Raw genomic sequence first — 15,644 nt, forward strand, 5'->3', positions numbered from 1 at the left:
TATACGTTTTCTTAAATTAATTTTACATCATTTCCGCTAATCTGTCAATAGAAATTGTCTGGTCATTATGCCGATTTGTGCAAAACTCCGATTGTACAAATCACTAAAATTGTAGAAAAGATTTTGCGTTTTCATTTAAAGAAACACTTATAAGCCGGAGTTCCGGAGGCGAAATTTACGTTGCTTCTCCCCGATTCCCATGCTGATTTATAAAAAAACAGCGAATCCCGTTCATACCGAAGAGTTCCGCTGTATTTGTGTTTTAAAGTTACAGATGACTGTTCATCAGTCACCGAATGAAACGCCGAGTTTCTTTGCAGTCTGTACGATCTGTCCTTCAGGATCAACAAACTTTGTAAGTCCGGCAATGTCTTCAAGCTTATTTGCTGTTACAACGGAATTTACCATTGCCACAGTCTTTCCGTAGTCTTCATTCTTGATAAGCTCTGCTGCATGAACGCCGAACTTTGTTGCAAGTATTCTGTCGTATGCTGACGGTGAGCCGCCGCGAAGCATATGTCCCGGAACGCACACTCTTGATTCAATGCCGGTAGCCGCCTGGATCTGAGCTGCTATTCTTGAAGTAGCCGTAAGGATACCTGCTTCTGATCTTTTCTTTGCTCTTTCCTTTTTCTTCATTTTGGCTTCTTCAACGTCGAAAGCGCCTTCAGCAACCGCAACGATGGAGAATCCCTTGCCTGATTCAGCACGCTTTGTCAGCGACTCGGCAACCTTGGTGATGTCGTAAGGAATCTCAGGAATGAGAATAACATCCGCACCGCCGGCAATACCTGCATTTACTGTAAGCCAGCCCGCCTTGTTGCCCATGATCTCACAGAAAAGAATTCGTGAATGGCTTGCAGCTGTTGTGTGAAGCCTGTCAATTGCATCAGTTGCTATGTCAACTGCAGTATGGAAGCCGAATGTTACGTCTGTTCCGTAAATGTCGTTGTCAATAGTCTTTGGAAGACCGATTATGTTCAGTCCCTCATCGGCAAGAAGCTTGGATGTCTTGTGAGTTCCGTTGCCGCCGAGAGTAAGAAGACAGTCAAGTTTCAGCTTCTTGTATGTCTGCTTCATATTCTTTACTTTGTCAACATTATCCTCGCCTATTACAGTCATCATCTTGAACGGCTGTCTTTTTGTGCCGAGAATAGTTCCCCCCTGAGTAAGGATACCGGAAAACTCTGAAGCATCCATTTCCCTGGCTATATTGTTTATAAGTCCGTAATATCCGTTCTGGATGCCGACTATCTGGACATTCTCCTCACCGAAAGACTCGAAGCATGCTTTTGCAACGCCTCTGATAGTTGCGTTAAGTCCAGGACAGTCTCCGCCGCTGGTAAGTATACCAATTCTTCTCTTCATACTTTACATCCCCATTCTGCTGCTGTGCAGCCTGTTTTATAAACTGTTATATTTCGAAAATGCCGCTTATTTCTGCAGCATACTTCTTCTTAAATAATCAGTGAGCTCTTCGGCACACATCGGTTTTTCAAACAGGAATCCCTGAATAAAGTCACAGCCAAGTTCCTTTAATATCTCTAACTGCCCCGGAGTTTCAACACCTTCAGCTATTGTGTTTATCCTCTTGGATTTTGCTATCTTGATAATAGCAGAAACTATTTCACGGGCAACGTTGTCATCTTCAATAAGTGTAATGAAAGACTTGTCGAGCTTAAGCAGAGTAATCGGCATTTTCTGGATATAACTCAGTGATGAGTAGCCGGTACCGAAATCGTCCATCGCAAGTTTAAGTCCGATGTCACGAAGTTCCTGCATCTGTGAAACCGCGAAATCAATATCCTTCATTGCAAGTGATTCAGTAAGCTCGATCTCAAGCCATTCCGGAGCAAGCCCTGTTTCCATAAGCTTTTCCTGAATAAACTGCTTTACGTCTTTCTGGTAGAAATCCTCTGAAGTGAGGTTGATGGACATTACGATCGGAGGAAAGCCCATGTTCTGCCATGCCTTGTTCTGACGGCAGGCTTCATCCATGACGTATTCACCGATCTTGGTTATAAGATGTGAATTTTCTGCTATCGGCACAAAATGCTTCGGGGCGATAACTGTACCGTCCGGTTTTATCCATCTGATAAGTGCCTCAACGCCCATGACCTTTCCGGTCTTTACTGATATTTTCGGCTGATAGTAGAGTGTGAGCTCACCTGATTCGATGGCTTCCGCCAGCGATCTTTCGAGAGCCGCCGTATTGAGTATGCTGTCATGTACTCTTGTGTCAAACATTACAAGCGAACGTTTCTTGTCACCTGTCGAAAGTGCAAATTCTGCCCTCTCGAAAACCGTGATGAAATCCTCGCCGTCGGCCGGCATTCTTGAATAACCTGCCGAGCATGAGATGTTCTGCTTGAAGTCGTGTTCCCTGCCGATCGATGCGATCTCCTCCTGGATCTCCTGTGCAATGAAGATCGGAGCATTTGGATCACCGTAGTCCTGAACGATAAGTGCGAAGTTATCGCCTCCGACACGGGCAGCGAATCCGTTTTTGCCTTTCTTTTTGTAAAGAATATCTGAAAATTCCTTAAGCATCTGATTGCCCTTGGCGTAGCCGCAGGTATCGTTAATGATATGGAAATTGTCAATGTCAAAAACTATGACCCAGTATGAAAGTTCAAGTATCTTGCAGCATTCGTAGATCTCAGCTCCGTTGATAACGAGCTTGTTTCTGTTGTAGATGCCGGTCACCTCATCAATGTAGGCCATACGCTCGATAAGATAATCCTTTTCCTTGTCCTTTGAAATGTCAATTATCGCGCCGCCTATTACCGGCATGCCGAACTGACCGTTAGGTGAATTTCTGTAACGGAAAGCGTACCATCTGTACTTGCCGTCGAAGGAACGGATCCTGAGGTCCATACTGTTGGAGTGATCGATGCGAAGGGTATTTGCGCGTGCGGATTTAAGATATGATAAGAACATCATACGGTCATCCTTGTGAATGAGCTCAACAAAGTCATCCACCTTTATGAGATCGCTTTTTATTCCGAGCATATCCATGAGTTCTTTGGAAATATTGAAGAACTCATCACAGTGCTCGTTTATGATTATGCCGATCTCGGCAAGATTCATTGCCAGCGAATAATGCTTTTCCTTGGCTGCAAGAAGATTGTTTGTTTTATTGAGCTGCTGTCTGATGACCTTGTTCTCGGTTATGTCAAATCCGATAGAGATGATCATTCTGTCAGTATCGTCATTTCCGAAAATAAGAACTGAACTTGACCAGCTTACATAAAGTATCCCGTAACGTGAATCGAGCGGAAATTCCTTTACTCCCGAAAGCATCATGCCGCTTTTTCCGTAATTGACAAACCCCTGTGGGAAAAGCACCGGAAGAATATCCTGACTCTGCCACTCAAGGACTTCAGGCTTGAGCGCTTCCTTGAGCTTGTTGTTCATGAGAAACATATTTCCGTCCTCGGACCAGATGACAACATATGAATTGATGGCGTTCATAAGGGATACTATTCGCTTTTTATTAAGATTGGTCTCGTCATACCTCTGGACGTTGATTCTGTAACGGCTGTAAAGAATAGCAGCAGCAGTGAAAATTGTATATAATAGTAAGATAAACTTTGCACTTTTCTCATTCAGAAACGAAAGTGCAACCAGAAGTGCAGATAATATAAGGTACAGTACCTCAAATAACATAAGTCCCAAGTTACGATCATTCTCCCCGACGTGCCTGACCGTATCAGCGGCAGACACTCTAATTTTGTATACTACTGAGTTAATTATAACAAAAAACGATATTCATTGTCAATGAATTCGTGTATATTTCAGTGTTATTATATTTATTTTCCTGCAGATTTCACATTCTATTCACATTTATGATGTATCATAATAAAACAGAACGGGAAAATCAGAAAACGCTGATCTGCAGATAAATCATTGTTTTCAGAACGCATGACAGAAGGTGTTTTTTGCCATAAGCAACAGGAGGTAAATCAATGAGCCGAATACTTATTGTAGACGACGAAGTAAACATCAGAAATGTAGTAAAGGAATACGCAGAATTTGAAGGATATGAGGTGGCAGAAGCCGAAGACGGCATGCAGGCTGTCGAAATGGTAAAGAATAACGACTTTGATATAATAGTTATGGACGTTATGATGCCGAAACTCGACGGCTATTCCGCATGCAAGGAAATCAGAAAGATAAAGAACATACCTGTTATCATGCTTTCCGCACGCGGTGAGGAATACGACAAACTCTTCGGTTTCGAAATAGGCATAGACGATTACGTGGTAAAGCCTTTCTCACCTAAGGAACTGATGGCCAGAATAAAGGTAGTTATCAAGAGAAACTCTGTTCCGGCTGAAACAGCTTCGGAAAGAATGAAATTCGAAGGTCTCGAGATCGACATGGCAGGACGTGAGGTATATGTAAACGGACAGAAAGCGTCAATGACGCCAAAGGAATACGATCTGCTGTTTTTCCTTGTAAAAAACAGAAACCTTGCAATGTCGCGTGACAAACTGCTGGAAAGTGTATGGGGCTATGATTTCTTCGGAGATGACAGAACAGTTGATACACACATCAAAATGCTCAGAAACAGCCTCGGCGAGTACAGAAAATTCATAATCACACTCCGTGGAATGGGGTATAAATTTGAAGCTGAGTGATATTAAATCCAGAATTGAAAAATGCCGCAGCAACGGATTTACCATCAGGAACCATATCCTGATGAGCTATCTTCTGCTGGTGGGGCTTTCACTTGCACTGCTCTGGGGCACACAGATACTTTTTCTGAACAGATTTTATGAAAACGAACGTATAAATATCGCTGAAAAAGCCGCAGACACCATGACTGAACAATTCAGCCAGTCTGAAAAGCTCACTCCGGACAATATCAGCGACCTGACAGACATATACGACGAAATAGCATCATCAAACGAGCTTTCCTACATGCTCGTCGACCGTGACTACAGGATCATTCATGAGAACAGCAAGGGCATTGCACATCAGTTCTCAAGAAACGAGATCGATTTTCTTCAGACCAGCGCCAATCTGAAGGGCGGAAAATACACCACAAGTGCCGAAGGCACTGCACAGGACACCAAGGTGGTGATCATCTGCCGCATTCTTAAAAATGATAATACGGACCAGGGGTGCTACCTTATAGTAAACACACTTATAACCCCGGTCAAGACTACCATTTATATGCTGAGGAAAACGACATATCTTGTTACTATCCTTATGATACTGATATCAGTTATCGCAGCACTTATAATGTCAAAATCACTTGCAAAGCCGATACAGAACATAACGGAATCGGCTGACAAGCTTGCAAAGGGTGAATACAAAACAGAATTCAGGGGCGGAAAGTTTGCCGAAACAAAACAGCTTGCCAGAACCCTTAACTACGCTTCATCGGAAATCTCAAAGATAGACGAGCTTCAGCGCGACCTTATTGCTAACGTTTCACATGATCTGCGCACCCCGCTTACCATGATAAAGGCATATGCCGAAATGATCCGTGATCTTTCGGGTGACAGAAAAGAAAAGCGTGAGGAGCACCTTGCGATAATAATAAAGGAAACAGACAGACTTGCACAGCTCGTCAATGACATTCTTGACCTTTCAAAGCTTGAAAACGGCAGACAGCCGCTGAACATTTCGAGCTTTGACATAAGCTCAAAACTTCATGACATAATGGAGCGCTACAAGGAATTCACAATGGCAAACGGCTACACGATACACTGTGAAGATCATCCTCCGGTCATTGTAAAATGCGACATCGGCAAAATAGAGCAGGTAATATACAATCTTGTGAACAACGCAATAAACTACACAGGTGAAGACAAACAGATATACGTTTCAATGGAAACCGAAGACGAATTTGTAAAGATCTCGATAAAGGATACGGGCAAGGGAATTTCCGAAGACAACCTGCACCAGATCTTCGAAAAATACTACCGTGCCGAAAAGACGAAACGTGAAGTAGTAGGTACCGGACTTGGTCTTTCAATAGTACGTGCAGTACTCAAAGCTCACAATTTCCCGTTCGGAGTTCAGAGCACACCAGGCAAAGGAACCACTTTCTGGTTCAAAATCAGAAGAGACAAAGAGTCAATTTGCATTTAAATAGACGTTTTATACAAATCAGCGCCGGAAAACCTCCGGCGCTTGTTGATAATTTACATGTTTCTATTACTTAATAGCCTGAATTGATTTTCACACAATTTTCACAATACTATCATAATCTGCACACATAGACCGATTATAATATAACCATACTCGACGAGGGAAAACAAAACAGAATCCCATAAGTCAGATAACAAATTCGGAAGGTCGGGTATATAAATTACGGTATTTTACGTTTACACCAACGTAGAATATAAATCCCCAATAATCCCTATATCATAACCAGGAACGCCCCTTGCTTGCAAGGGGTGTTTCTGGTTAACTACGCATCAGACAAAACACGGTATGGTTCCCGTATCACTCCCCGCAGACCGTACCTTATAATGATCACAAATTACCGCTTTCCTGTAAAGCGGTTTTTCTGTGCAAAAATATTTCATTAAAACTATTGTAACTCAGATTATAAAATGTTATAATTATAGAAGTCGGTTTTGTACGGGAAACTTTCTTCAGAAAACCGGCCGAGAACAACAGAACAATCTAAGGAGGAATACTATTTGCCTGAAAATAGAAATACCCGTTCACTGATAAAACCGGTAATGTCACTTATCAGTCTCGGTTACGCAGGGCTCATGGGCTTTCTTGCATTTGCCTCACTTTACTACGACGTACAGATCGTAAGCAAACCTGCATTCGTTGCTCTGGAGATAATACTTGCAGTAATATTCGGCGGAGCGATGATATATACCAGAAAGCAGATACTTACTTCAATAGCCGGTCTGTTCGGACTTCTTTTCTATCTTCCGATAGTTGTACTTTACTACAGTCCGGACAATCTGATAATGCTGGTACCGCTCGGAATACTTGCCGTGCTGCTGTTTTTCTGCAGCGGAGCCGGAGAAGGGATCAAAACGATACTCGGCACGATCTATCTTCTTCTGTATGTAATAGGTATACTTGCCTATTATCTTTACGTTTCCATTTTCGCCGGAAACACGATCGACGTAGTTACATTCCACTCAACTTCACCTTCTCAGTCTTACAGATGCTACGTACTTGACATAACAGACTCATCTGAAGGTTCAACCAGAGTAGTTATTGAGCCGAACACATACGACATTGACTACGGCAGTATCAAATTCATAGAAAAAGGTTACAAGAGAACCGTTTACAACGTAAGAAAGAACAAGCTTAACATCATTCCGGAATGGTCATCCGACACAAGCGACCGTGACGTACTCACCATCAACGGAGAAGTTCGTTTCAGAGGTTCAGATGCGACAAACCCGGATGATGCATACAGATATTTCGACGTTAAAAAGAGAAAATTCAGATTCTTAAATTCTTAAGGAACACCGGAAGCGTTAAGCTCTGCAAAGGGCTTAACGCTTTTATAGTATTGAAAGGATAGCCAATGACAAAGAAAAGAATAACCGGACTTATATGTCTCATCGCCTGCATGGTAATGATCTTCGTTTTCTCTTCGCAGAATGCTGACATCTCCGGGAACCTCAGTGAAGGAATAACCTACAAAATAGCGTGTCTCACTGTAAAGGACTTCGAAACTTTCACATATGAAAAGCAGAAAGAGATCGTTGAAGGCATGCATTTCTACATACGCAAGGCAGCACACTTTTCCGAATACGCTCTGCTCGGTGTTATCACATTCCTCAACTCATCACTTTATTTTAACAGAACTAAAACCAGATTCCTCACCACCCTTCCCTTCTGTCTTCTCTACGCTGCGACCGACGAGATGCATCAGCTTTTCACAGACGGCAGATGCGGAAGTCCGGTTGATGTAATGATAGACTTTTCCGGTTCGGTAACAGGAACATTATTTATTTTCATAGTTTCAGCCGCGTTTAATGCTTTCAGGAAAAAACACGGCAGTGTGACAGACTGATTCATCCGTACCGGCTGTCCGCACATTATAAACAGGATAAACAGGCTGCGTAAAACAGATCAGAAGGAAGTGAGAAAATGGAAAAAGCCGCAGGTAAAATATCGAAATTTATATGGATAGTTATAACCACCGTTCTGTGCATAACACTAATACTGCTGGTTACGGCTGCCGGTTTTTCCATTGCCGCTGTTTTTGCAGCTTCAGAAAAACTCGCAAACGTAAGCGAGGTATATATTCCCGAACCTGAAAAGGAAAAATCCTCATACATCTACTGCACTGACAAAGCCACGGGAGAGGACAAACTTATTTACAAGGTAACTCCGTACACCGGAAATGCAAAAAAGGAAATAGACATTTCCACCCTTCCGGAGCATGTCAGAATGGCATTTGTCAGCATTGAGGACGAACGTTTCTACAGTCATGAAGGCATCGACCTTTTCACAACTTCCGCCGCAATGGCTAAGGAGCTGTTAAGAACTGCGGGATTCATAACCACAGAGGAAGTGACCGGCGGTTCAACAATTACACAGCAGCTTGTTAAAAACATAACTTCGGACAACGAGTTTTCCGTTGACAGAAAAATCCGGGAGATCTCCCGTGCAGTAAGTCTGGAAACTCATTACACCAAGGACCAGATACTTGAAAAGTATCTCAATATAATTTATTTCGGCCAGACTGAAAACGGATATAATATGTACGGCATTGAAGCAGCTGCCGCAGGTTATTTCGGGAAACATGCAAAGAATCTTACCGCAGCGGAAGCAGCGTGTCTTGCAGCCGTGATACAGAACCCGGAACTCAGGAATCCCCTCACGGGAAATGAACGGAACCGCGACCGCCAGCTTTACTGTCTGAGAAAAATGTTTGAATCGGGATATATCTCACCGGAAAAATTCGAATCTGCAAGAAAAGAAAAAATGAACTTCGTTCATCCCGGGGACGAAGTCAGAGTGAACATATCCGAGATAAGCGAGGACTTTAAAAACCCGGAGGTCACTTCCTGGGCGATAGATACAGCACTGGAGGAATTCTGTGATTTTATCTGTGAATACAAAAAGCTGAGCTATGAGGACGGCATGAAGGAATTCATGAGCGGAGGATATGAGATATATCTTACCATTGATGAAGACATTCAGGCAGAACTTGAACGAAACATGTCCGATCTTACCTATTTTCCTGAGGAAATGGCCTGCTACACGGATGGAGACGGGAATGAACAGTGGGAAAATGCAGATGCAGCAGCTGTTGTCATGGATTACTTCGGCGAAATAAAGGGTATATGCGGAGGACTCGGCGAAAAAACATCATCATTCTGCTGGAACAACGCCACTGATGCACACCGCCAGCCGGGCTCCACGATAAAACCTCTTGCGGCTTACTGTTACGGAATAGAAAATGATCTTATAAACTGGTCCACTTTTCTCACAGACTCCCCTCTTCCTGCCGGAACTGCCGACGAGAATGAATGGCCTGCAAACTACAACAACAAGTACACAGGAAAATCCTATCCTGTCTGCACCTTTCTTGCAGAGTCCTACAACACCGGTTCAGCACAGCTCTGCAGCATGTTCGGCGTTGAAAATGTATTTGATTTCGCAAAGAACACAATGAGGCTGGATCTGGATCCGGAAACAGACATGACCTATGCAGCGGTAGGTGTCGGTGCAACAGGATCAGGTCCTTCCCTTGTAAACCTCACAAATGCCTACATGCCTTTCGGAAACGGCGGCGTATGGCACAAAGCCCACATTGTAAAAAGAATCGGAGATTCCTTTTCTGAACGCGTATATCTGGAAAACGACTCATGGAAGGGCGAACGTGTAATAAGTGAGGAAACCGCATTTATCATCAGAAAAATGCTCCGCGAAGTTGTTGTAAACGGAACAGGAAAAAAGGCAGCCCTGCAGAACAAAGAGGTATGCGGAAAAACCGGCACCACGGAAAACTACCGCGACATTCTCTTCGTTGGACTCACTGAAGACTACGTTTCATCGGTCTGGATAGGCTACGACAACGGACTGAACCCGCAGGCGCTTAAAGATGCATCATCATCCGAAATCTGGAAAAATGTTTTCGGAAACTATGCAGACAGTGTTGATTCCGGTGCCTCATTTCCTGAATGTGAAAATGTGAAAATATCTGCCTACTGCGCCGAGACCGGAAAACAGTCATCAAAAAGATGTCCGTGGGGCGGAAAGGGTTACTACAAGGCAGACCATCCGGATGTATGCAAAAAAACACATCCGGTACAGCATATAAAAGTTACCGCTTCACCGTCTCCGGCAGTCTCAGCGCCGGCAGAAACTACCGCAGAAGCCGCTGTAACCACTGTTAAATCCGGCGAATAATAGTCAGACTCTACAAATTATTTTTCGTATACATTCTTTTTATCACTTTTTGAACAAATCACATTTTGTTTTCTAAGAAATATATTAACAAAGGAACACTTATGTGATATAATTATAGGGAACGTCAAAAAAATTCTGACGTTTCCATAATACGCTTCTGAAAGGAGCAGACCAATGGATAACAACAATAAAAAACGGTCTGTTGCGGAAAAGGTGTTTGAAAGACTCGGTGATATCAGAGATGAGATCACTGATCAGTATAAAGATATCTATTCCGGCTACGAGGAAGACCGCAGGCGAAAACGAAAACAGCGAATGTATGAGTTTTACGGCGGAAAACCTCCGAGAGACAGAAAAGCAAGAGAACTGTACATCGGACTTTATTTTCTGAAAAAGATATTTCAGGGTATCGGAACGGCGATATTCACACTGTTCCTTATGTTCGTGCTTACCGGTACTATAGTAGGAACGGTCGTTGCGGTCTACCTGATGAACTTCATGGATTCGACCGACTCCATCGTGCTCAGCGCTTTCAAGCAGAGCTTCGCGTCCTACATTTATGAAATGGATCCCGAAACCGAAGAATACGAACTCATATACAAAGTCACCCCTGAATCGCACAACGTAAAGCTTCCGTGTGATATAAACGCACTTCCTGATCATGTAAAGTTTGCTTTTGTATGTATCGAGGACGAACGTTTCTATGCACATGAAGGTGTTGACTTCAAACGTACCAGTGCAGCTATCCTGAACCTCGCACTCAGCCAGCTTGGTGTACACCGTTCGGAATTCGGTGGTTCCACCATCACCCAGCAGCTCATCAAGAACGTTACACACGATGACGAGCAGACATGGGACAGAAAAATGCGAGAGATCTTCAGAGCGATGAAATTCGAAAAGGCCTACACGAAGGACAATATCCTTGAGGCTTACCTCAATGAGATCTACTTCAGCGGTGTCGAAGGATACCACATGTACGGCATTGAAGCTGCATCGATAGGATATTTCGGAAAGTCAGCAACAGAACTTACGATTGCTGAAGCAGCTGTTCTGGCCGCTATACCGAAAGCTCCGAACGAATACAATCCTGTCGAGGAATTCGAGGCGAACAAGGAACGTAAGGAAATATGCCTTTACAAAATGTTTGAGCTCGGCGTTATCTCCGCAGAAGAATACGAAGAGGCAATGAACGAGGAAATACTCCTGACCACAATGCCTGAATTCCAGAAAACACATAAAAGCTACAAGAAGCTCACTGAAAGCGACGAGGAATTTGAAAACCCTGCCGTTCTTTCATGGCCTCTTGAAACTGCTCTCAACGAGATCGGTGACTACCTCAAGGAAAAGAACAACCTTGAATCACGTCAGCAGGGACTCGAAATGTTCAACAGCGGCGGTTACAAACTCTATCTTTCTACTGACCGCGAAATGCAGGAATATCTCGATGAGAAATATGAAGACTGGTACTACTTCCCTGAATCACTCAGTACGGAAGGCCAGATGATCCAGTCGGCGATCGCTGTAATGGACTACAAGGGACACATTCTCGCCCTCGAAGGCAAGCTCGGAAAGAAAACCTCTGCCGACAACCGCGGATTCAATGCCGCATACGAAGGCGGACGTCAGCCGGGTTCAACTATCAAGCCGGTAACCACATACGGATATGCGATCGAAAACAACATTATGACCTATTCGTCATTCTACTACGACCAGTACCTTCCTTACGGTGCCGTACCAGGATTTGACTACTGGCCTCACAACTACGACGGTGCACCTTCAGGCGGCTACTATCCGGTCTACTACTTCCTCAAGCAGTCGATCAACACGCTGCCGGCCCAGATTGTCTACAACGACGGCGACAACCGTGCCCGCGCAGTATTCGACTTTGCAACAAGAAAACTTCACCTTGACCTTGACCCTGAATGGGACGTTGACTACGCTCCGCTCTGTATCGGTGCGACAAACACCGGACCGAGTGTTATCAACCTTGCAAATGCCTACATGCCTTTCGGAAACAGGGGCAGATACTACAAGGCAAGCATAATAAGCAAGTGCGTTGACGTTATGACAGGTGACTGCATAATCAACAATGAAAAGCGTGACTATGAACAGGCCGTAAGTGAAGAAACAGCATACATCATGAACAGACTCATGGAAAATGTTATAACAGACGGTACAGGTACTGCCGCAGCGCTGTGGAATACACCGCTTGTCGGAAAGACAGGTACATCAGAAGACTGGCGTGATATCTCATTCGTCGGACTCACACCTGACTATATCTCAGCTATCTGGATCGGTTACGACAGAGGTACAAACTCATGGGCTATCGAAGGAGCAAATTCAGCAGGTATCTGGAAGAGTGTATTCGGATACTACGCCGATGAACATGCTTCAGGCGACGACTTCCCTGCCTGTGAAACTGTAGCACACGAAAGCTACTGTGCTTACTCAGGTATGAGAGCTACCTCAAGATGTCCGGTAGGCGGCATGGGTTATTTCAAACCTGAAGACGGCTACTGTACAGCACACTGACAAACGGACAAAAGCATCCAAGCAGCAAAACAGGTGATCAGCACGCAAAGCTTTTCACTTCAATAAAGATAAAACCGGTTCGGGAACTTCCGAATCGGTTTTTTAGAAAGGAGTATGCAAATGGATAACAAAAATGGCAGCCAGAACTCAGAAGACTACATAGACAAAATACTGCAGGAAACTGAAAGCACCGGCGACATTCTTGACGATCTCACACCAGACAATGCATCAGCTACAGAAAACAAAACCACAGCAGCCGTTCCGCCTGACGGTACACATCCGGCGGAAAATGGTACTGCGTCCCCTTTCATTGAAAACCTTCCGGTTTCGGACAAACTGAAGGAGAGACTCGAAGACATAAAAGAAGAGCTCTTCGACGATTACGAAGCGGAACGTGAAATGCAGAAGAAACGTAACCTTTACCTTTTCTACGGCGGTAAACCACCGGAGGATCCGAAGGAACGCAGGCTCTACATTACAGTCTACGCAGTAAAGAAATTCTTCAGCGTTATCGGAACAGCACTGTTCACACTTTTCCTCATGATGGCTCTTACCTTCACGATCGTGGGAATGGCTGTTGCATTCTATCTGCTCGACTTTATGAACACTACCGACGGCGTTGTGCTCCAGGCTTTCAAGCAGAGCTTCGCTTCATACATCTATGAAATGAATCAGGAAACAAATGAGTACGAACTGGTTTACCGTGTAACCCCGCAGTCACATGACGTAAAGCTCCCGTGTGATCTTAAAGCTCTTCCTGACCACGTAAAATACGCCTTCGTAAGTATCGAAGATGAACGTTTCTATGCACACGAAGGTGTCGACTTCAAACGTACGAGTGCTGCCATCATCAACCTTGCCCTCAATCAGATCGGTGTACACCGTGCTGAATTCGGCGGATCCACGATCACACAGCAGCTGATCAAGAACGTTACACACGATGACGAACAGACATGGGACAGAAAGATGCGTGAGATCTTCAAGGCGATGAAGTTTGAACGTACATACACAAAGGACGACATCCTTGAAGCTTATCTCAACGAGATCTATTTCAGCAGCATCGACAGCTATCACATGTACGGTGTTGAAGCTGCCTCAATCGGATACTTCGGAAAACCGGCAAGTGAACTTACCATTGCCGAAGCTGCTGTACTGGCAGCCATTCCGAAAGCCCCGAATGCATACAATCCTACTACCGACTTTGAAGCCAACAAGGAACGTAAGGAAATATGTCTTTACAAGATGTTCGAGCTGGGCGTTATTTCAGCCGACCAGTACGAACAGGCAATGAACGAAAAGATACTTCTTACGACCATGCCTGAATTCAAAAGCAAGCATACTGATTTCATGAAGCTTACTGAAAGCGATGAAAGCTTCCAGAATCCTGAGGTACTTACGTGGCCGATAGAAACAGCTCTTGCTGAAATAGGCGACTACCTCATGGAAACCAACAACCTTGAATCACGTGAAGCAGGTCTTGCAATGTTCAACGGCGGAGGTTACAAGCTTTACCTTACAACAGACCGTGAGCTTCAGGCTCATCTTGATGATACCTACAAGGACTGGTACTACTTCCCTGAATCGCTCAGCACGGCCGGTGAAAAAGTTCAGTCAGCCATTGCGGTACTTGACTACAAGGGACACATTCTCGGACTCGAAGGCAAGATCGGCGAACGAACACCGGAAGACAACCTCGGATGGAACATCGCATACGAAGGCGGACGTCAGCCAGGTTCGACAATCAAGCCGGTAACTACCTACGGATATGCGATCGAAAACGGAATCATCACTCCTTACACCTGCTTCTATGATGAATATCTCCCGTACGGTGTTGTACCGGGATTTGACTACTGGCCGCGAAACTATGACGGTGCTCCGTCCGGCGGATACTACCCGGTAGAATACTTCCTGAAGCAGTCGATCAATACTCTTCCTGCTCAGATCGTATACAACAACGGCGACATCGCTATCGAACAGGTATTCGACTTCGCTACAAGAAAGCTCCATCTTAATCTTGACCCTGAATGGGACAAGGACTTCGCTCCGCTCTGTATCGGTGCCACACGTACCGGTCCGAGCGTTATCAACCTTGCAAATGCCTACATGCCATACGGAAACGACGGCAGATGGTACAAGGCAAGTATAATCTCAAGATGCGAGGACGTTATGACAGGTGATGCGATCATCGACAACGAAAACCGCACCTACGAACAGGCTGTAAGCCACGAGACAGCATATATAATGAACAGAATGCTCTCAAAGGTAATCTCAGCCGGTACAGGTACTGCAGCTGCCCTCTGGAACGCACCGCTCGTCGGAAAAACAGGTACATCGGAAGACTGGCGTGACATCTCGTTTGTCGGTCTTACTCCTGACTACGTTTCAGCTATGTGGGTCGGCTACGACAACGGTACAAACTCATGGGCTATCGAAGGCGCCAACTCTGCAGGCATCTGGAGAAACGTATTCGGTACCTACGCAAACGATCACTATTCAGGCGATCCGTTCCCTGTATGCGATACAGTTGACTATTACTGATAAATCACGCTCCGGTTCATACCGGGGCGTTTTTTTTAACAGGATCATCATATTCTCCGCAGACCGGCAGATCAGTTACTGATGTTAAATCACTGATTATCTTAAGGTAACGCTGATTTATTTATAAATCAGTGCGGGGCTCCGGGGCGAAGTCCCGCAAAGCCCACCTCTGGAAATCCGGCAAAGCCGGATTTCCGATTTAATCTGTGTTTTCT

9 protein-coding genes are annotated in these 15,644 nt (G+C 44.6%); 7 read left to right on the plus strand and 2 right to left on the minus strand.

What is annotated here, in order from left to right; genetic code table 11:
• Positions 1-285: 285 nt before the first annotated feature.
• Both CC97_RS08255 and CC97_RS08260 read right to left on the minus strand, forming a co-directional pair.
• Positions 286-1,368, minus strand: coding sequence for an ATP-dependent 6-phosphofructokinase (locus CC97_RS08255; protein ID WP_044974571.1), 1,083 nt, complete (start codon positions 1,366-1,368; stop codon positions 286-288).
• A gap of 66 nt (positions 1,369-1,434) precedes the next feature.
• On the minus strand, positions 1,435-3,669 hold the full coding sequence (locus CC97_RS08260; RefSeq protein ID WP_242848207.1) for a bifunctional diguanylate cyclase/phosphodiesterase: 2,235 nt from the start codon (positions 3,667-3,669) through the stop codon (positions 1,435-1,437).
• A gap of 299 nt (positions 3,670-3,968) precedes the next feature.
• Here CC97_RS08260 and CC97_RS08265 point away from each other — a divergent pair, with 299 nt between their 5' ends.
• The 7 genes from CC97_RS08265 to CC97_RS08295 all read left to right on the plus strand — a co-directional run bounded on the left by CC97_RS08265 (position 3,969) and on the right by CC97_RS08295 (position 15,429).
• Complete coding sequence (locus tag CC97_RS08265; RefSeq protein WP_044974573.1) at positions 3,969-4,643, plus strand: response regulator transcription factor; 675 nt, start codon at positions 3,969-3,971, stop codon at positions 4,641-4,643.
• A 61-nt stretch (positions 4,644-4,704) separates the two neighbouring features.
• On the plus strand, positions 4,705-6,105 hold the full coding sequence (locus CC97_RS08270; protein WP_044976900.1) for a HAMP domain-containing sensor histidine kinase: 1,401 nt from the start codon (positions 4,705-4,707) through the stop codon (positions 6,103-6,105).
• Positions 6,106-6,662: 557 nt separating this feature from the next.
• Positions 6,663-7,454 (plus strand): hypothetical protein, encoded by a 792-nt coding sequence (locus tag CC97_RS08275; protein ID WP_044974574.1) that lies wholly within the window; start codon positions 6,663-6,665, stop codon positions 7,452-7,454.
• A gap of 65 nt (positions 7,455-7,519) precedes the next feature.
• A complete protein-coding gene (locus CC97_RS08280) occupies positions 7,520-8,011 on the plus strand; it encodes a VanZ family protein (RefSeq protein ID WP_049962783.1) in 492 nt (163 codons plus the stop codon).
• 77 nt (positions 8,012-8,088) lie between these two features.
• Positions 8,089-10,359, plus strand: a complete 2,271-nt coding sequence (locus CC97_RS08285) for a transglycosylase domain-containing protein (protein ID WP_044974575.1) — start codon at positions 8,089-8,091, stop codon at positions 10,357-10,359.
• Between the two features lie 174 nt (positions 10,360-10,533).
• Positions 10,534-12,891 carry a transglycosylase domain-containing protein gene (locus CC97_RS08290; protein ID WP_044974576.1) on the plus strand — a complete coding sequence of 786 codons (2,358 nt, stop codon included), beginning with the start codon at positions 10,534-10,536 and terminating at the stop codon, positions 12,889-12,891.
• Positions 12,892-13,011: 120 nt separating this feature from the next.
• Entirely contained in the window at positions 13,012-15,429 is a 2,418-nt protein-coding gene (locus CC97_RS08295) for a transglycosylase domain-containing protein (RefSeq protein WP_044974577.1), read from the plus strand.
• Positions 15,430-15,644 lie beyond the last annotated feature (215 nt).

Source organism: Ruminococcus sp. HUN007, from assembly GCF_000712055.1.
Taxonomy (GTDB): Bacteria; Bacillota; Clostridia; order Oscillospirales; family Ruminococcaceae; genus HUN007.

What these genes read in the sequence shown, in the direction of transcription:
- CC97_RS08255 (WP_044974571.1), bottom strand. Translation starts at nt 1,368, where the DNA reads ATGAAGAGAAGAATTGGTATACTTACCAGCGGCGGAGACTGTCCTGGA.
- CC97_RS08260 (WP_242848207.1), bottom strand. Translation starts at nt 3,669, where the DNA reads ATGTTATTTGAGGTACTGTACCTTATATTATCTGCACTTCTGGTTGCA.
- CC97_RS08265 (WP_044974573.1), top strand. Translation starts at nt 3,969, where the DNA reads ATGAGCCGAATACTTATTGTAGACGACGAAGTAAACATCAGAAATGTA.
- CC97_RS08270 (WP_044976900.1), top strand. Translation starts at nt 4,705, where the DNA reads ATGAGCTATCTTCTGCTGGTGGGGCTTTCACTTGCACTGCTCTGGGGC.
- CC97_RS08280 (WP_049962783.1), top strand. Translation starts at nt 7,520, where the DNA reads ATGACAAAGAAAAGAATAACCGGACTTATATGTCTCATCGCCTGCATG.
- CC97_RS08285 (WP_044974575.1), top strand. Translation starts at nt 8,089, where the DNA reads ATGGAAAAAGCCGCAGGTAAAATATCGAAATTTATATGGATAGTTATA.
- CC97_RS08290 (WP_044974576.1), top strand. Translation starts at nt 10,534, where the DNA reads ATGGATAACAACAATAAAAAACGGTCTGTTGCGGAAAAGGTGTTTGAA.
- CC97_RS08295 (WP_044974577.1), top strand. Translation starts at nt 13,012, where the DNA reads ATGGATAACAAAAATGGCAGCCAGAACTCAGAAGACTACATAGACAAA.